Annotated in this window: 19 protein-coding genes; 9 read left to right on the plus strand and 10 right to left on the minus strand. The window is 43.6% G+C overall.

Features of this window, described 5'->3' with window-relative positions; translation table 11 throughout:
• Positions 1-50 precede the first annotated feature (50 nt).
• Complete coding sequence (locus tag A1D16_RS07720; RefSeq protein ID WP_290708783.1) at positions 51-542, minus strand: hypothetical protein; 492 nt, start codon at positions 540-542, stop codon at positions 51-53.
• Between the two features lie 238 nt (positions 543-780).
• Between A1D16_RS07720 and A1D16_RS07725 the strand changes: the two genes are divergently transcribed.
• Positions 781-1,122, plus strand: coding sequence for a hypothetical protein (locus A1D16_RS07725; RefSeq protein WP_290708784.1), 342 nt, complete (start codon positions 781-783; stop codon positions 1,120-1,122).
• 224 nt (positions 1,123-1,346) lie between these two features.
• Here A1D16_RS07725 and A1D16_RS07730 read toward each other — a convergent pair whose 3' ends face one another.
• Positions 1,347-1,499 carry a lmo0937 family membrane protein gene (locus A1D16_RS07730; RefSeq protein ID WP_290708785.1) on the minus strand — a complete coding sequence of 51 codons (153 nt, stop codon included), beginning with the start codon at positions 1,497-1,499 and terminating at the stop codon, positions 1,347-1,349.
• A gap of 193 nt (positions 1,500-1,692) precedes the next feature.
• Between A1D16_RS07730 and A1D16_RS07735 the strand changes: the two genes are divergently transcribed.
• From A1D16_RS07735 to A1D16_RS07750, 4 genes are read left to right on the plus strand one after another with little or no spacing between them, the layout of a single operon-like run.
• Positions 1,693-2,646 (plus strand): YihY/virulence factor BrkB family protein, encoded by a 954-nt coding sequence (locus tag A1D16_RS07735; RefSeq protein ID WP_290708786.1) that lies wholly within the window; start codon positions 1,693-1,695, stop codon positions 2,644-2,646.
• 33 nt (positions 2,647-2,679) lie between these two features.
• On the plus strand, positions 2,680-3,882 hold the full coding sequence (locus A1D16_RS07740; protein WP_290708787.1) for an FAD-dependent oxidoreductase: 1,203 nt from the start codon (positions 2,680-2,682) through the stop codon (positions 3,880-3,882).
• Positions 3,883-3,891: 9 nt separating this feature from the next.
• A complete protein-coding gene (gene amyA / locus A1D16_RS07745) occupies positions 3,892-5,403 on the plus strand; it encodes an alpha-amylase (protein WP_290708788.1) in 1,512 nt (503 codons plus the stop codon).
• A 16-nt stretch (positions 5,404-5,419) separates the two neighbouring features.
• The gene (locus tag A1D16_RS07750; RefSeq protein ID WP_290708789.1) at positions 5,420-6,085 is read left to right on the plus strand and encodes a porin family protein; all 666 of its coding nucleotides are present in this window, start codon (positions 5,420-5,422) and stop codon (positions 6,083-6,085) included.
• Between the two features lie 69 nt (positions 6,086-6,154).
• Here the strand turns inward: A1D16_RS07750 and A1D16_RS07755 are convergent, their stop codons facing one another.
• From A1D16_RS07755 to rpoN, 4 genes are read right to left on the minus strand one after another with little or no spacing between them, the layout of a single operon-like run.
• The gene (locus A1D16_RS07755; protein WP_290708790.1) at positions 6,155-7,609 is read right to left on the minus strand and encodes a hybrid sensor histidine kinase/response regulator; all 1,455 of its coding nucleotides are present in this window, start codon (positions 7,607-7,609) and stop codon (positions 6,155-6,157) included.
• A gap of 6 nt (positions 7,610-7,615) precedes the next feature.
• Positions 7,616-9,586, minus strand: coding sequence for a PAS domain-containing protein (locus A1D16_RS07760; RefSeq protein ID WP_290708791.1), 1,971 nt, complete (start codon positions 9,584-9,586; stop codon positions 7,616-7,618).
• On the minus strand, positions 9,586-11,058 hold the full coding sequence (locus tag A1D16_RS07765; RefSeq protein ID WP_290708792.1) for a sigma-54 dependent transcriptional regulator: 1,473 nt from the start codon (positions 11,056-11,058) through the stop codon (positions 9,586-9,588). The genes A1D16_RS07760 and A1D16_RS07765 overlap by 1 nt, the downstream gene beginning before the upstream one ends.
• A gap of 18 nt (positions 11,059-11,076) precedes the next feature.
• Entirely contained in the window at positions 11,077-12,522 is a 1,446-nt protein-coding gene (rpoN, locus tag A1D16_RS07770) for an RNA polymerase factor sigma-54 (protein ID WP_290708793.1), read from the minus strand.
• Between the two features lie 189 nt (positions 12,523-12,711).
• Here rpoN and A1D16_RS07775 point away from each other — a divergent pair, with 189 nt between their 5' ends.
• The 3 genes from A1D16_RS07775 (at position 12,712) to A1D16_RS07785 (ending at position 14,830) form a co-directional block, all read left to right on the plus strand.
• Positions 12,712-14,079, plus strand: coding sequence for a sensor histidine kinase (locus A1D16_RS07775; protein ID WP_290708794.1), 1,368 nt, complete (start codon positions 12,712-12,714; stop codon positions 14,077-14,079).
• Positions 14,080-14,179: 100 nt separating this feature from the next.
• Positions 14,180-14,344 (plus strand): DUF1328 domain-containing protein, encoded by a 165-nt coding sequence (locus A1D16_RS07780; RefSeq protein WP_290708795.1) that lies wholly within the window; start codon positions 14,180-14,182, stop codon positions 14,342-14,344.
• 54 nt (positions 14,345-14,398) lie between these two features.
• On the plus strand, positions 14,399-14,830 hold the full coding sequence (locus A1D16_RS07785) for a response regulator (protein ID WP_290708796.1): 432 nt from the start codon (positions 14,399-14,401) through the stop codon (positions 14,828-14,830).
• A 17-nt stretch (positions 14,831-14,847) separates the two neighbouring features.
• Here A1D16_RS07785 and A1D16_RS07790 read toward each other — a convergent pair whose 3' ends face one another.
• The 3 genes from A1D16_RS07790 to A1D16_RS07800 all read right to left on the minus strand — a co-directional run bounded on the left by A1D16_RS07790 (position 14,848) and on the right by A1D16_RS07800 (position 15,910).
• Positions 14,848-15,240, minus strand: coding sequence for a hypothetical protein (locus tag A1D16_RS07790; protein ID WP_290708797.1), 393 nt, complete (start codon positions 15,238-15,240; stop codon positions 14,848-14,850).
• Positions 15,212-15,574: a phage holin family protein gene (locus A1D16_RS07795; RefSeq protein WP_290708798.1), complete on the minus strand. Its 363-nt coding sequence runs from the start codon at positions 15,572-15,574 to the stop codon at positions 15,212-15,214. Before A1D16_RS07795 ends, A1D16_RS07790 begins: the two co-directional genes overlap by 29 nt.
• Positions 15,575-15,640: 66 nt before the next feature.
• The gene (locus A1D16_RS07800; protein WP_290708799.1) at positions 15,641-15,910 is read right to left on the minus strand and encodes a YtxH domain-containing protein; all 270 of its coding nucleotides are present in this window, start codon (positions 15,908-15,910) and stop codon (positions 15,641-15,643) included.
• Positions 15,911-16,108: 198 nt separating this feature from the next.
• Here A1D16_RS07800 and A1D16_RS07805 point away from each other — a divergent pair, with 198 nt between their 5' ends.
• Positions 16,109-16,456 carry a response regulator gene (locus tag A1D16_RS07805; RefSeq protein WP_290708800.1) on the plus strand — a complete coding sequence of 116 codons (348 nt, stop codon included), beginning with the start codon at positions 16,109-16,111 and terminating at the stop codon, positions 16,454-16,456.
• Positions 16,457-16,556: 100 nt separating this feature from the next.
• Here the strand turns inward: A1D16_RS07805 and A1D16_RS07810 are convergent.
• Positions 16,557-17,471: hypothetical protein (locus A1D16_RS07810; protein ID WP_290708801.1), on the minus strand; the 915-nt coding region annotated here is incomplete at its 5' end.

Consider the following 17,471-nt stretch of genomic DNA (forward strand, 5'->3'; position numbering starts at 1 on the left):
CATATACTCTTCGAGGTGTATTATCAGTGAAGATTTCATAACGCATAATTTTATGATGAAAAAACATGTGCACCCATTGCCGGTTTGCGGTTGGGTTCTCCCATAAACCAGTCAGTTACACTTTCCAGCCAGTTTAATAGTTTTGTGCGAAACGGGTATTTTCGGGTAGGCGTAACAGTTAACTGACTCATTTTCATACAAACAACCAGCCCATGGTACCTGAGTGCTTTTGCCATTCCATAAGAAATAGCCGGGCAGGCAGACCATTCGTCGGGGGAGGTTTGAATAACCGCTTTACCAGTTGCTTCTACATAATAATCTTTTCCTTTTTCGTAAAACCGAATTTTAGCAGGAAATTCCTTTTCAAATACGGAAGCATCTTGCAAGCTGGAGTGAAAGAGCAACCAGCAATTACCATTATCATCTGCATGAATCAGCCGGGCCACTCCGTTTGGTAAACGAAACTCCTGGTTGCTGAAGTTCATAAACAAGCCGTGGCGGAAGCTATTGATTAGTTCGGTAAGTGGACTATTGCTGTTCATAACAGATGATTTTACCTGTTAAAAGAAAAAATAATACCAGCAAAGCTTCTCCTGATCGGCTCCGAAAGATGTGGAATATCTGCCCCAAAACCCCTCAATTCCGTAGCTTTAAAACGGATTCTTCCCCGTATTGAAAGGCCGGGTGCGCCCGAACCCCTCCGCACCTGGTTGGAATAGAAATTGAACAGTAACAGCAATCACCTGATTAATCAATTATTCAACCTAAAAAACCTTCAGTATGAAACCCAAATCAGATGCAGCAATAATGAAAAGCCTTAGTCATTGTATGGAAAAAATGACAAACGACGGTTACACGGCTAATTTTGGTGTGGTAGACCAACACCTTCAACATATGGACAGCGGTCACTCCTATACGGCTGACCAGATCCAGATCGTAGATTTTTACCGGTTTGAAGGGGAAAGTGACCCGGAAGACAGTTCAATTTTATATGTAATTGAAACCAGCGACGGTCGCAAAGGCATGCTGGTAGATGCTTACGGCGCCTATTCCGACCCTGAAGTAGATGAGTTTATCAAACAGGTAGAAGATATCAAGAAAAAGAAAGGGCAGGAAAAATAGGCCTTACTTTTTAGTACTAAAAAAAGACCTGCTGGTAGGCAGGTCTTTTTCCCTGTAATCACCGATGGGTAAAAACCAAACAGGCTTCAGCAAAATCTTCCCGGAAGGACAGATTATCCTGAAACCTGTTACTGTTTTAAATGTGGCTATTCCCCTATATTGCTATCGGCTAAAACCTTTCTATCGGTACTTAATTAACTATGCGTGGGATAAGAGCTTGGCAATCAAACCTCCCCTCTTCTGATAAAACTCAGCAAAATTGACACCACTGCTAATACCAGCAGAATATGAATAAGGCCGGTTGCACTGTAAACAAAGAATCCCAGTAACCAACCAATAATCAGGATAACTGCTACTAAATATAATAAGCTTCTCATACTACTATTTTTTGTCGTGATTGAATGTTGTTGTTACAATACTTATCGAAAAAACGTGCCTGGCAGCCAATAGAGGAAAATGGCTGGTTTCTGTAGAAAGCCTTCCCCAAAGAGGGAATCTGCTGCCGATCTATACCAGTTTTTGCCCCGGCATAATTTCTTTTCCCCGAGGCCGATGACCACCGATAAACAGATGACCCAGTATAAACAGTTTTTACGCATTATAAAAGAGAAGGCTTTGATTTTTTTCGGCCTGGTAAAAAAGGCGGGTGCTGCTTTTATCCAGGATGATGCTATTAAACTAAGCGCATCCCTCTCTTACTATACCGTTTTTGCATTGGGCCCGGTTTTATTGCTCATCATCTCCATTGCTGGAATATTTTACGGAGAAGTGGCCTTACAGGGAAAACTATTCAGTCAGATCAAAGGAATGGTAGGAAACTCAGCTGCCTATCAGCTTCAGTCTATCCTGGCCAATATCCAAAAAGCAGATAAATCGGTGACGGGGGCTATTGTAGGATTTATTGTACTGATCATAGGTGCCACTGGTGTATTTACCGAAATTCAGAGTTCTATCAACTATATATGGTCGATCCGTGCAAAACCTGAACGCGGCTGGCTTAAACTTATTAAAAACAGGCTGCTTTCTTTTTCGCTGGTCGTAAGTATCAGCTTTATACTGATTGTAGCACTGATTGTAAATGCGGTGCTGGACTTACTCAACGATCGGTTGGCTTCCATCTTCCCGGGAGTTGCCTATATAATTTTTTACGTCCTCAACATTTTAGTCATCTTTTTTGTAATTACCGGGTTATTTGCCATTATATTCCGGGTTTTGCCCGATGGCACTATTGCCTGGAAAGATGCTATTAAAGGCGCTTCTTTTACTGCCATATTGTTTCTACTTGGAAAGTTTTTAATAGGTTATTATATCGGCCGCTCTGATTACGGCTTCACCTATGGAACTGCTGCTTCTATTATGATAATCCTTGCCTGGGTATATTATTCATCGGCCATCTTGTATTTCGGAGCTGCCTTTACTAAAGTATATGCAGTTAAATACGGATCAGGTATACGTCCCAATGATACAGCGGTTTTTATTATCAAAAGAGAAGCAAAAGAAATAGAACCAATTACTGATAACTAACCCTTCACCAAATAACGTTTTAATACCTGTACAATGGATCTTCGATCTCCTAATCCTTACTGGCTGCTCAAAAATGGACTGATCAGCAATTATCCTTCTCTTCCTAAAACCACTAAAACCGAAATTGTTGTTATGGGCGCCGGCATAACAGGGGCCTTGTGTGCCTGGCACCTGGTAAATGCTGGTTTCAAGGTAATTATTTGCGACAAACGTCATGTTGGAATGGGATCTACCGCAGCCAGTACCGCCTTATTGCAGTATGAAATTGATACGCCGCTTTACGAACTCATAGAAAAAACCAGCGAATCCGCAGCAGTTCGCAGCTATGAATTATGTGCCTATTCTATTACTGCATTGGAAAAAATTTGCCGGAATTTCGATGGGCAAGCCGGGTTCACCTATCGTCCAAGCCTGCAATACGCTTCTCTTAAAAAACATGTGGCCAATCATAAAAAAGAATTTACACTCCGAAAAAAGCATGGGTTTAAGGTAAGCTGGTGGGATGCGGATAAATTCGAGACAATCATGGGCTTTAGTGCGCCTGCCGCCATCTATTCACAATTGGGGGCAGAAGTAGACGCCTACCAATTAACCCATCACCTGCTTCAACATTGTATAAAGAATGGCGCACAGGTGTATGATAATACGGTTGTTGAAAAAATCAGCCATGGGAAGAAAACCGTTTCCCTGTTAACAGGCACAGGAATCACCATTACCGCTAAACACCTGGTGATAGCCTGCGGATATGAATCACAAAATTATATCCCCAAAAAAGTAGAAAGGCTGCATTCAACCTACGCCATGGTAAGTGAACCCCTGCCCAGCCAGGATTTCTGGTATCGAAACAGCCTGATCTGGGAAACCGCCAACCCCTATTTATACCTGCGCACTACCAAGGACAAACGCATACTAATCGGCGGATTAGACGATGATTTTTATTCGCCCGAAAAGCGCGATGCAGCCATTCCCCGAAAAGCGCAGCAATTGCTGACTGCTTTTCGAAAAAAATTTCCACAAATTCCTTTTAAACCAGACTTTCAGTGGGCAGGCACATTTGCCTCTACTAAAGATGGACTACCTTATATAGGATCCATCCGTCAACGGCCCCATACTTCCTTTGCACTGGGTTTTGGCGGAAATGGCATCACCTTTAGTTTACTGGCTGCCGAGCAGCTTACCGCCTCCCTGTGTAATCGGCCAGATCCGGATATGGCCCTATTTTCTTTTAATCGTTAACCAAAAAACATGACACCCATCACCCTTGCACAATTTTTTCACTGGTATTACCCGGCCGACGGCTCCTTATGGAACCAGCTCAAAGAAAAAGCACCGGAATTAGCCCACCAGGGCATAACTGCCGTATGGCTTCCCCCGGCATACAAAGGAGCTTCGGGGGGGTATTCGGTTGGTTATGATACCTACGATCTTTTCGATTTGGGCGAATTTGACCAGAAAGGATCCGTACGCACCAAGTATGGTACTAAAGCCGACTACCTGGCAGCTATAGAAGCCTGCCATAAACATGGTATTAAAGTAATAGCGGATGTAGTTTTCAACCATAAAGCCGGGGCCGATGAAGCCGAAAAAATGTTGGTTCGAAAAGTAGATCCGACAAATAGAAAAGAATTTATCAGTGATCCCTTTGAAATAGAAGCCTGGACAAAATTTACCTTTCCCGGACGGGGAAAGCAGTATTCTGATTTTATCTGGGATCATACCTGTTTCAGTGGCATTGATTGGGCCAAGGATATTGAAGAAAGCGGAATTTTTTCGATCCAGAACGAATTTGGAGAAGGTTGGGAAGAACTGACAGAAGAAGAGCTGGGAAATTATGATTACCTGATGAGCGCCGACATAGAATTTCGAAATCCACATGTTAGGGAAGAACTAAAGAAATGGGGCAGGTGGTATCTTGAACTTACCAAAGTAGACGGGTTTCGGCTGGATGCCGTTAAACATATGTCGCCCAAAATGATCAATGAATGGGCAGATTATGTGCAGGCCATTACCAAGGAGCATTTATTTATTGTAGGGGAATACTGGAATATACACCGTGTGGAAGCGCTGCAACACTATGTAGACGCCACCTCCGGAAGAGTTCAGTTATTTGATGCGCCCCTGCATCAAAATTTCTATGTAGCGTCGAGAATGGGAAAAGACTACGATCTGCAGCATATTTTCGACAATTCACTGGTAAGCATAATTCCCCAACTGGCTGTAACCCTGGTTGATAATCACGATACCCAACCCTTGCAGGAACTTGAATCTCCGGTGGAAGCCTGGTTCAAACCCATTGCTTATGCCTTGATTTTGTTAAGACAGGCCGGCACGCCCTGTGTATTTTATCCTGCACTCTACGGGGCGCATTATAAAGACCAGGGCGATGATGGCCAGGAACATGAAATCTGGCTTTCGGCTGTAGAAGAATTACCCGCCATGATACGCTTGCGCAAATTACTATCGGAAGGCGATCAGCATGATTACTTTGATCACCCCAACTGTATCGGATGGGTACGAACCGGCACGGTTGAAAATGAATTATCGGGCTTTGCCGTCGTAGTTTCCAATGGTTCCGATGGATGGAAATATATGGAATTGGGCACCCATAAGGCGGGTAGGAAAATGGTCGATTTGTTGGGAAAAAATTCAACTGAAATTGAGCTCAACGACAAAGGTGGGGCAGAGTTTCCCTGTCCGGCAGGAAATCTTTCCATTTGGGTAACAAAAGAGCTGGCACAGAATTTTTCTTCTCTCTGATATAAAATCGATTATCATGAGAAAAGAATGGAGAAAACTGGCCGTACTTTGTGCAACTGCAGGTGCTATCCTGGGCACTCAACAAACTCAGGCCCAGCAACAGGAAGTAGGTGGATCCGGCTTAAGCCCCCGGTTTGGTGTAAAAGCGGGTCTGAACCTAAGTAATTTTTACAGTGATGAGGTAAATGACAATAATCTGAAAGCCGGCCTGCATGCAGGTGTTTATGCCAAACTACCGGTATTTCAGGGGTTTTCTATCCAACCGGAATTGCTGTATTCCAACAAGGGAAGTAAAAGAAGTTATGACAATGCAATTTTTGGCCAGGGTGAATACCGTACCAACCTGCACTATATAGAAATGCCGGTACTGGGTGTGGTGAATCTTGCCAAAAACTTCAACATTCATGCAGGTCCGTATGTTAGTTATTTAGCAGGTGCTAATATTACCGACCTGGATGCTGATGGGTCAGTAGAAGAATTAGCTGAACTGAACCCGGAAAACCTGAACCGTTTCGATTATGGAGTGGCGGCTGGTTTCGGAATTGACCTGGGGCCAACTACTATTGGCGCACGGTATACGGTAGGTCTGCGGGAAGTAGGCAAATCTGGCTCCCTGGCTGGTGAGGCGTTCCGCGATACAAAAAACAGCAACATAAGCATATTTATAGGCGTCGGGTTTTAGGTTGGAGTATCCGAATCCCGTCAAAAAAAGCTGCCGAAAGGCAGCTTTTTGTTTGTGTATACAGCAGTATTAAACAGGTTCTTCCATCGGCAGGTGTACCTGGAAACTGGTGCCCTGGCCTGGTTTGGAATCCACTTCAATATATCCTTTATGAGATTGAATTATGTTCATAGTAGACGCAAGCCCTAACCCCATACCGTTGCGCTTACTGGTATAATAAGGTTCAAATAAACGACCCAGGTTATCAGCAGGAATGCCACAACCATTATCGGTTACCTCACATAACACAAATTTTTCTTCTGCAAACAACCTAAGTATAAGCCGCGGTTTTTCAGTTCCTTCCATAGCTTCAATGGCATTTACTACCAGGTTCATAAAAGCTATTTTCAATTTGCTCTTATCTGCCAATACATAAAACGGCGACTGCTGAAAATCAACCACCAGTTCCACATTTTTTAGCTGCATACTGTCTGCAGCCTGATCGATCACTTCCTGTAATAACTCATGCAGGCTGGTTTTATCCAGGTCTATTTCTGAAGGGCGAGAGCTGTTCAGCAACTCAGTAATAATGGTACTGATCCGCACACTGTTCCGCCGGATCACATCAAGGTATAACTGGCTCTCCTCGTCCTGCATTTCCTGCACAAGCTGATCGGCAGATAAACTGATATTGTTGAGCGGATTTCGAACCTCATGGGCAAGGGTTCTAACCAGCCTTCCGGCAGCCGCCAGTTTCTCCGTTTGAAGTGTTAACCATTCGGCCTTCTTTAAATTGGAAATATCATGTAAAATACCCTGGATATAATTCCTGCCTTCCATATCTGTTTCCACCGATGCCGAAAAAATACAGGAGCGGTGCTCTTGCGCAGTTGTTTTAATATCAATTTCCTTATCATTGATATCGTTGCCCGATTGGAGAAGGATGCGAAAATGGGTAGCCAGGGAATCTGATTCCATAAAGTCTGTGAGCGCCAAGGAATTGATATCCTCGTCTTTTATACCCAGCATTTCAATAGCTGCAGGGTTCAGCTCCAGGAAACGGAGTTCCATATCGGTAATAAATACCGCATCCATTGATTGTTCGAAAATATTGCGGAACTTCTGTTCATTTTTCCGGATGGCCTTTATGTTGGCCGCGCGTTCCAGTGCATAGCGGATCGTACGTTCCAGCTTTTCTGTATTAAGGTCAGTTTTTACCAGGTAATCAAAGGCGCCCAGCCGCATGGCTTCCCTGTCAATTTCCCGGTTACCTTTTCCGGTTAACAATATAATCGGTGCCTCACAGTTTATGGCAATAGCTTCTCTTAACAGGTCAATACCAGTTTTAGCACCCAGCCGATAGTCGACAAAATAAATATCATAAACCCCTTTACACATATAATCGAGCGCTGCCTGGTACTGATTGGCCCAATCTATCTGGAAATGGCTGTTTTCAATTTCCTTGATATAATCACTGGTAATATAATAATCATCCTCATCATCATCTACGATCAGAATACGGGTGATTTTTTTTGAAAAAGGCATGGGCGGTTATTGTTTTTCAGGTAAAATGATAGAGAATACGGCACCAACTCCTTCTTTGCCGGATGCACTTATGAAACCATTGTGCCGTTCCGCAATTCGCTTACAGATGGCCAGGCCGATACCTGTGCCCGGATATTCAGATTTTCCGTGCAAGCGCTGAAATACCTGAAAAATTCGCTGTTCGTATTCCTGGTCAAATCCGATTCCCTGGTCTTTAATATCAATTTGAATATAATTGGAAGACGGACTCAGAAAATTGGCTTCTTTTTCTTTTTTAGTCAGCGGTTTTGAACTGATTTCAATACGGGGCACTTCTCCTGCCTTATGAAACTTGATAGAATTGGACAATATATTAATGAACAGCTGTCTTAATAAGGAAGGGATTCCGTCTACCTGCGGCAGTTTTCCTAAACGAATCTCTGCACCCGTTTCTTCTATTGATAATTCCAGGTCACCTAACACTTCTTCCAACAATTGATCTAATTGAACTGCCTCAAAGGGCTGTTTATTACGGGTTACGCGGGATAGTTCAAGCAGGTTTTCGATCAGGCTTCGCATATGATCGGTGGCTACCTGCATACGGTTAATATACATATACCCTTCATCACCCAGCTGCGCTGCAAATTTTTGCAAAAGCCTTGATCCGAATGTGGTTATTTTTCGAAGTGGTTCCTGCAGGTCGTGTGATGCAGCGTAGGCAAACTCCTCCAGTTCCTTATTCGAGCGGTTCAATTCTCGCAGGTTTCGCTGCAAATCAATTTCCACCTTTTTTATATGCGTAATATCCCGGGTATTACCAATCATGCGGATAGGGTTGTTTTTATTATCCACCACTACCGTACCCTTGGTATTTACAATTTTCAGATGCCCTTTTCCGGTAAGAATACTGTATTCTATCTCAAATTCTTTCGTATTGGCAAGGGCTTCCTTTACCACCCGCTGCACTTTCTCCCGGTCATCTTCTACTATCTGGTCGAAATACCAGGACATAGTAAGGGGGCTGGTGAAGGTTTCCCGATCGTATTCAAATATTTCAAACAAACCGTCTGACCAGGAAATCAGCTTTGAATCCGCATTCCAGATAAAAATTCCATAGTTGAGCATGCGCTCTGTTTCCTTTTGGAATTCTTTGTTGGCATTGTATTCGATCGTTTGCTGGTATTGATCACTGATATCCCTATTTATACCATTGATTTTTAATACCCGACCACTTTCATCCACTACAGGTTTAGTAACCGTGGTAACAAAAATCCGCTTCCCGTCTTTCCTTTCCAGTGAAAAATCGTGTCGGAACTCCTTTCCCTTTTCGACGGCATCTTTAATTTTTTGCTTAAGCAGATCCAGGTCCTTAGGGCAAACATGTTTGTAAAAAAGTGCAGACGGAATATGCGGCATCTCCTGCCGGCTGTATCCCATCAATTGATACATACCATCTGACCAGTCTGTTTTGCCGCTTATTTCATCATGGCTCCACATACCTACGCCCAGCATTTGTTCGGTATCATCGATCAGTTGCCGGGCAGCTTTTCGTTCCTCCTCCAGTTTTAATTGCTCGGTAATATCCTGCGACAACAGGAGCAGGCTGGCCGGGCCCCCGTCTTCTTTACGCCGCAACACCGTTCCTACCGTTTTAAAAACACGATAGGTTTGTTCCTTATGGCTGAGCCTGCACTGGAAACTGTGTTCCGCCGCTGTTGTATTCAGTTTTTTCAGCTCTTCCAAAACCGTGGGTAAATCTTCCTGGTACACCAGTTGCGAAAGATCTTCTTTCCAGGAAGCAACATCGTCCCAGGAATACCCCAGGATATCGGTAATTTTCCGATTGATATAACGGATTTTTCCCTTATCTGTATCGTATACATAAATAAGGGCAGGAAACAAATTGGTGATTTGTTTAACCAGTTCTTCGTTACTTTCTCCCGATGCCAACAATTCACGAAGCTGTTGGATAGGGATTAAATCGTTTTCTACGGTCATTACAAATTATTGAATTGCTGATATTGCTTCATCTTATTATAAAGCGTTTTGCGATCAATATTCAGCAGTTTCGCAGCTTTTGTTTTATTGAAATTGGATTGTTTTAGTGCTTCCACAATCATTTCATATTCCGCATCAATACTTACGGCTTTTAAACTGTTTTCATTGAAACTCGGCACCACAGGAGCAGCCGGCTTTTCCATAGTTGCCGGTAAAGGGTTAGCTACCGGAATGGTTCCGCCCGACAAGGGGGTTGCAGCGGTTTCTGAATTCAATTTATTATGATAGATAATTTCAAATGGCAGGGCCTGCAAACCAACCTGTAGTCCATCTGTTAAGAGCGCAGACCGCTTTACAACGTTTTTTAATTCGCGCAGGTTACCGTACCAGGGATAGCTATTGAATACCTGTTGCACTTCCGCAGAGAAATCGGCAATATTTTTTCCGAGCTCCTGGTTGGTGATTGCCAGGAAATGACGGGCATAAAGCAGGATATCTTCCTTTCTTTCACGTAAGGGTGGAACATTTATAGAAAACTCGTTAAAACGGTGGTATAGGTCCTCCCTGAATTTTCCGTTTCTTGCAGCATCCCATAATTTCTCATTACTGGCTACAATTATCCGCAGATCCAGTTCTATATCCTTGTTTCCACCAACACGGCGGATTTTTCTTTCCTGTACTACCCGTAACAATGCTACCTGAATATCATACGGCAGATTGGCAATTTCATCCAGGAAAATGGTTCCCCCGTTGGCCAGTTCAAGGCTTCCTATTTTCTGGTTAAGTGCGCCGGTAAAGGACCCTTTTTCATGCCCAAAAAGCTCACTTCCCGCCAATTCGCGTGATAGAGCTCCGCAGTCAATGGCAATAAAAGGCTGTTGCTTCCGACTGCTTTGCATATGTATTTTTTGGGCAATTGCTTCTTTACCGCTACCACTTTCTCCATAAATGATAACACTGTAATTAGTAGGTGCAACCAGTTCAATCTGTTTAATAATATTCAGCATTTCAGGAGTTTTCCCGAAAATGTATTTTTCTTCTCCGGCTCCAGCTTTTGTTTTACGAACTGCCTGAGCGGCTGGTGCCGAACTTACCGCGGGCTGGTCTGCTGCTTCGGAAGACAATGCCTTTTGAATGGTTACCAGAATTTCGTCGGGGAAAACCGGCTTTGTTACATAATCGTATGCGCCAAGCTTCAGGATCTCTACCGCCATTTTTACATCACTATACCCTGTAATGATAATAAACGGAACAGCAGGATACATTTCCCGGGTTTTGATTAATACCTGTTTACCATCCATATCCTCCAGCCGGAAATCACAGAGAATAAGGTCTGGTTTTTCAGCGCTGATGTATTCCAGGGCCTTTTTTCCATTATAATGTTCTACCACTGCATAACCACGTTTTGTTAGGAACCGGTTCAGCAGGAGGCACATATCCCGATCATCATCAATTACCAGAATTTTCTGCATGGGTGTCATTTTTGTTTTTTAGGCCCAGATGGCGCGTACCTGTGCTACCGGTATATGAAGCAGATCACGGTATTTAGCTACAGTTCTCCTGGCCACTTTATATCCTTTATTTAATAAAATTCCTACTAGTTGCTGATCGGTATACGGGTTACGTTTGTCTTCGCGTTCAATGACCTCTTCCAAAGCATGCCGAATAACCCGGTTACTGATCACTTCTCCTTCCTTATTTTCGATGCCTTCCGTAAACAACTCTTTCAGGTGAATTGTTCCAAAAGGCGTTTGTGCATATTTATTGCTTGTTAAACGGGAAATGGTAGATATATCCAGTCCAACTTTGTCGGCAATATGTTTTAATACCATCGGTTGCAGGAGGTTAATATCTCCCTCCTCAAAATAAGCACGCTGCATTTGCAGAATAGCTTTGGTAATTTTCATAATGCTTTCGTTGCGCTGTTTTACTGCATACAATAACCAGTTGGCTGATTGCATTTTGGATCGAAGGTATTGAAGCGCCGCTTTGTCTTTTGTTTGATCAATACTTTCCTGCAATGCATCGCTTAAGCGGAATTGTTCACTGTGAATACCACAAACAGTAATGGTATACTCCTCTCCATTCCGTACAATTTCAACATCCGGAACAATATTGTTTTTGGGGCTTAATGAATGAACGTCATTGGCAACCGGCCGCATGGGCAGTTTGCTTAGAAAACTGATCAGTTCTCTGAATTCTTCCTCTACCAGTTCAAGTTTATCCATCAGCTTTTCAAAGCGGCGATTTTTGAAATCTTCGTAATGGTGTTCCAGTAATTCAATCGATTTTCTCACCATCAGGTTTTTCTGACGGCGGGCTTTTAGCTGCAATAACCAGCTTTCGCCAATAGAACGGGCGCCGATACCAACAGGTTCAAGTGCCTGTACAAAGCGCAGTACCGACTCAATTTCTTCCGGTGTTGTCAGAAATTGTGAAAAGGAAAAATCGTCTGCCAGGGTATCCAGGTCTTTTTCGAGCAAGCCAGTATCCTCCAGGCAGTCGATCAGGTAATTGCCGATAGCTGTTTGGCGATCGGAAAGGTTCAGAAGGTCTAGCTGGCGCTTGGCCTCCTCCCTGAAATCGGCAGGTGCCGCCAGGGGACGTTCCGGCATATCGGATTCATTAAAATAATTGGCATACTCTACCTGGTAATCCGGGATATCATTATCGGCATACTCTTCCCAGTCTTTGTATTCAGCTTCGGCCTGCATATCATATTGTTCGGCAGGCCCTTCTTCTTTGTGTTCGGCTACTTCTTCCAGGTAGGGGTTTTGTTCCATTTCCTGCCGGAGATGCAGCAATAATTCCTGGCTGTTATACTGAAACAGGTTCAGCAACTGAATCTGCTGCGGTAAAATCTTTTGTGTCTGCTGTTGTGATTGGTGCTGGCTGATCATAAACACAGGTTTTGTAAGCATAAATGAATCAAGCACAAAGCCAGTTTTAGTACATTGGATACGATTGAAAAAATATTTTCTAACGAATTGATTATAAGAAACTTAAACTTTTACATTTGTTATAGGTTAAACAATTTTTTCGTTTGATTTCTCAACAAATGTGGTAAATATTCCCCATATCGGGGACTGTCATTTTTTATGAAGCGTAATTTTTTCCTATATCTGATGGTTGGGTTCACCACAACGCTGATAGTGTTAGTGATTATCAGCCTGTTGAGCTTTCAACAGATGAATACGATGATCCGATATTCGAACCAGGTGGAACATACCTACCAGGTAATGGGAAACCTGAAAAGTTTGAGTGATGTTATAACTGAAGCAGAAACTTCCATCCGCGGTTATGTTATTACAAAAGACAGCACTTACCTGGTGCCCATGGACAAAATCAAAGTGGAATACACCGGTTTGATCAAAGACCTGGAAAAGCTGATCGTTGATAATCCCCGGCAGGAAAACCGCTTGGCAATGATTCGAAGTACCCTTCAACTACGGATACAACTATTGGAATCACTGGAGCAATCGGTGGGGGCAGACTCTTCACAACAGGCTGTTTTACAAAGGATTGCTAAAGGCCGCGACTTGATGACCAGCTTTAAGGAAAACCTGGCACTGATGGAAAAAGAAGAGCAGGAATTACTTACCAGCAGGTTTGAGCAAAAAGAACGGTTTCAGCGATTAACCCCCCGCACTTTCCGGATTGTTACCGCCGTGGTTGGCCTCGTTTTTCTGGCTTCTTTTGTTTTTCTGGTGAAGGCTATGCTGGATCGATTCCGTTTTCAACAAGAGCTGCAGGAGCAACTCCTGTCGCTCAAACAGAGTAATGATGAACTTACCCAACTGGCTTTTGCCGCCTCGCACGACCTGCAGGAACCGGTTCGAAAGATCCGGACATTTGCAGATCGGTTAAAAATCCGGCAAAAGGAGCGCCTGGACGAAGAGGGACAAATGATCCTTTTACGCATTGATGCAGCAGGTAAAAAACTCCAGGGCATGCTGGAAGATATTTCCACCTATATGAACCTGCTGGAGCTTCGGGAGAAGGCCGTGCACATTTCTCCCCAAAAACTATGGGAAGAAGTGATTGCAGCAGAGCGCGATCGTATACAGGAATTAAACGCCAGCATTACCCTGGGTGCGCTGCCGGAACTGGAACTCTACCCCAACCAGGTTAGGACCATGTTCAAAGCGCTGCTGGATAATGCATTAGGATACCATAAAGAAGGTGTGCCCCCCGTTATTTCCATTTCTCACCGGGAAGTAGACATAAAAGAATTGACGATACAGGGCTTGCCAACACTACAGAAACACTACCATGCCATTACTATCGAAGACAATGGAATTGGTTTCGAAAATGAATATAAAGGCAAGGTCTTTCAGCTTTTCCGTCGTTTACATACCCAGGAGCAACGCTCCGGAAAAGGTATCGGGCTGGCTATCTGCCAACGTGTAATGGCTAATCACAATGGTGTTATCGATGCCTTTGCCGAAGTAAATAAAGGAGCAGCCTTTACCATGTATTTTCCTAAGGACTAACCCTTTCACCAGGGCGCCGGTAACTGGCGGAAATACACTGGCACGATAATTTAACTTTTTGGGTAAAAGCATCTTTATTGCTCACCTAAATCAACGAATTATGTTACGCTGGACACTTATTTTCCTGGTGATAGCACTGGTAGCAGCTCTTTTCGGATTTGGCGGAATTGCTGCAGGTGCCGCTGGTATTGCAAAAATCTTATTTTACATCTTTATTGTATTGTTCCTCTTATCCCTTATCGGAGGGATGCTCAAAAAGGGATAAAGCTAAAATTTTTAAAAGGGGCAGGTTACCTGCCCTTTCTTCGTATCTTTAATTATGAATAAAATCTACATCCTGGTAGCTGAAGATGATGCTGATGACCGCTTCCTGCTGGAAACCGCTTTCGCGGAAAACGGTTATGAAGGCAAACTCCAGTTCGTGGAGAACGGAGTGGAGCTGCTAGACTACCTGCGCAACCTGAAATCTCAGGAAGCGGGCGCGGATAGTCATTTGCCAGGATTCATCCTGCTGGACCTTAATATGCCTAAAAAAGACGGGCGGGAGGTTTTAAAGGAATTAAAAGAGGATCCCCGTTTTAAGAAGATCCCCGTGGTAGTGTTTACAACTACTAAAAATGAAAATGAAATTAACCGGTGTTACGAATTAGGGGCTAATACCTATGTTGTTAAACCAGTAGGCTTTGAGAACCTGGTTAAAACGATAGATGATATACGGTCCTATTGGTTTAAAACTGCTCAAATTCCATAAGCCGGTAATATAATATCTTACCGGGTAGTATCCGGAACTTTCCCATTTTTCCCTTTTAACAAAGACTGAATTCCTTTCCATAAGCCTGCACCTTTCTTGTCAAACAAGTTAGTGGCCAGGTTACGTACTAATATTGGGGCGCCCAGGCGGGTTAGCAAACCGGTATTTTTAAAAAGGGTTCTTCTTAACAATACGTCAATTCCCAGATCCAGTCCCAGTTTCAGGAGCGGATTAGTTGATTTGGTAGAAGTGAACATGCCCAATGAGCCAACAAATTTGGTAGCTGGTTCCAAGGCCTCCTCAATTCCCATCCAATCCTGCCGAAGCTGATTTTTCTGAATTACAAGCAAACTTTTAAGGCGTGCTTTTTCCTCCAGCAGATCACGGTGTGTTCTTATCGGATTTATCATAGATCGATTGTATTATCTGGTTTCGAATCATCGGTACCAGTAGAGATTTACGAAACAAAAGCAAGGCAAGTAACAGCAGGAGAAAAAATCCTCCTACAATGAAAAAACCTGCTTTCATATTATTCATCGCCTCTCCAATCCACCAGGCCATACCAATTCCGGCAAAGAATAGTACTATCAGCCCAAACAGGGCAGCAGCCAGGGCAACCACGCTTACCGAACTGGCTTTTGCTACTTTATCGGTAGCATTCACTACTGTGAGGCGATAATAGGTATCCAGTAATTCGCCTCCATGTTCCAGTAAATCTGCTGCCTTCGATTTTAATGTATCCATGATGAACTGTTCAGAAATTAAAAAATGTCGCATTGCCCCAACCCGGCAATGCGACCCAATTTTCACTTAGCTCATAGAGCGCTTGGCTCTATTATATTCCTGACCAGCTTCATCAACAAGGTCTTCTGCTTTAGAGGCCATTTTTTTTGCGGCCATAGTGGCATCAGATTTCCGGTCATTTAACCAGGAACCTAATTCATCGGCCCAGTTTTTAGCGTTATCAGCAATTTTATTGCGAAGATCTTTTCCTTTTTCCGGAGCAACCAACAGTCCGATAGCTACGCCTGCTGCAGCAGCACCCAGAACGCCCAGTACAATTTTTGATGTAGTTGTCATAGTATTTAATTTAACTGTTATAAATTTTAATCTGAATAGACAGGTCAAAACTTCGTGCCAAACTCAAACTTTACCTAAATTGTACCCAGCTTGAATTTCAGCGCAAAATGGTGGGGAAAATACTCCCCAGAGCGATAAGGATTCACCCCCCATCAAGCGGTAAAAAATTGTGGCATTTTATTAGCGGAAGACTAAAACATGGGTTCAGCCAAGAAAATACTAATCGTAGACGATGAAGAGGATTTGTGTTTGTTAATGAAGATCTATTTCACCCGAAAACAGTACGAAGTGTCGATCGCAAACACCTTGGAGGAAGGCTTGTCAAAACTGGCAACACTTAATCCTGATGTACTCTTTTTGGATAATAATCTTCCCGATGGACTCGGGTGGGAGCAGGCGCCGGATTTACTGGATAAATACCCTGATCTGAAAATTCACCTCATCAGTGCATTTCACCCAACTATTCCACAACATGCAGAGCAACACCGGTTAAAAATTATGGAAAAACCCTTTACCCAGCAGCAACTAAATGAATTGGGCTTATAACAGTTCAATAAAAATAAATTTCAGGTCTCGGTACAAATAAAATGGTCCTGGTAGCAATTGCAACCAGGACCATTTCTTTTTACTCCCGCTACGGTGGGTATTATTTTATCGGTTCATATTCTTTGAATAGGTTAACCGGGTTGGCTTCTACCAGTTTCCGGTAGCTTGCCCATTTACTACTGAAGAAGGCGTTTATTTTTGCAACGGCTTCCTCCAGTTTTACTTCTGCGTCTTTCACCAGTTGCTCTTCCTGGTCACCTGGCTTTACCGGTTTAGCACTGATATAGCGGCTTGCCTGTTGCCATACGCTCATTGGTGTAGGCGGCTGTTGTGGACGGCCATATCCCTGGCGTTCGATGCTTTTTCCGTTGATGAACTCACGAATGGACTTGATTTCCTCTTGCATTGCTTTGCCGGCTTTGCGTAGGGTATCTGCCTCCTTACCAGTAAGGTCTTTCAGTTGATTTTCCATTTTTTTTGTCAACTCTTCCGCATCTGTAAGGCGATCCATTCCTTCGATCAGTTTGTCGCTGCTTTTTTTGAGGCGGTTTCTTAATTGTTGCTGGGCCAGTATTATTTCTTTTCGGTCTTCTATACGGGGGTCACCCACCACCCTAAGCTGGGTGGAATCTTTTTGTCCGGCTAGCTCCATAACCACTTTATAATTACCCGGAAAAACTGCTTCGCCACCTAGCTCCGGGGCGTTCAGCCGGGGTTTTGGTGAGCCGGGCCGGCGGAAGCCCTTTTGTTCAAATCCCCAGTAATTGCGGTTATAGCCGGAATCGGCTTTCCATTTAAGTGTCCTGATCAGCTCATTTTTATCGTCATAAATCTTCACCCACAAGCTATCCGCCTTTTTACGGGCGCTTGTATCAAGCCGTGATTTGTCGACAAAATAACTGAGCGCGGCCCCCCTGTTCCGATTTTCTGCGTCCCAGATACCCCAGGTACTCCATTCGTAGCCGGGTGCATTCCGGATTTCTGCCTGCACGCCAGTGGGTGCAGGGAAAACCGT

It is taken from the genome of Flavihumibacter sp. CACIAM 22H1 (assembly GCF_001601815.1).
Lineage (GTDB): Bacteria > Bacteroidota > Bacteroidia > Chitinophagales > Chitinophagaceae > Flavihumibacter.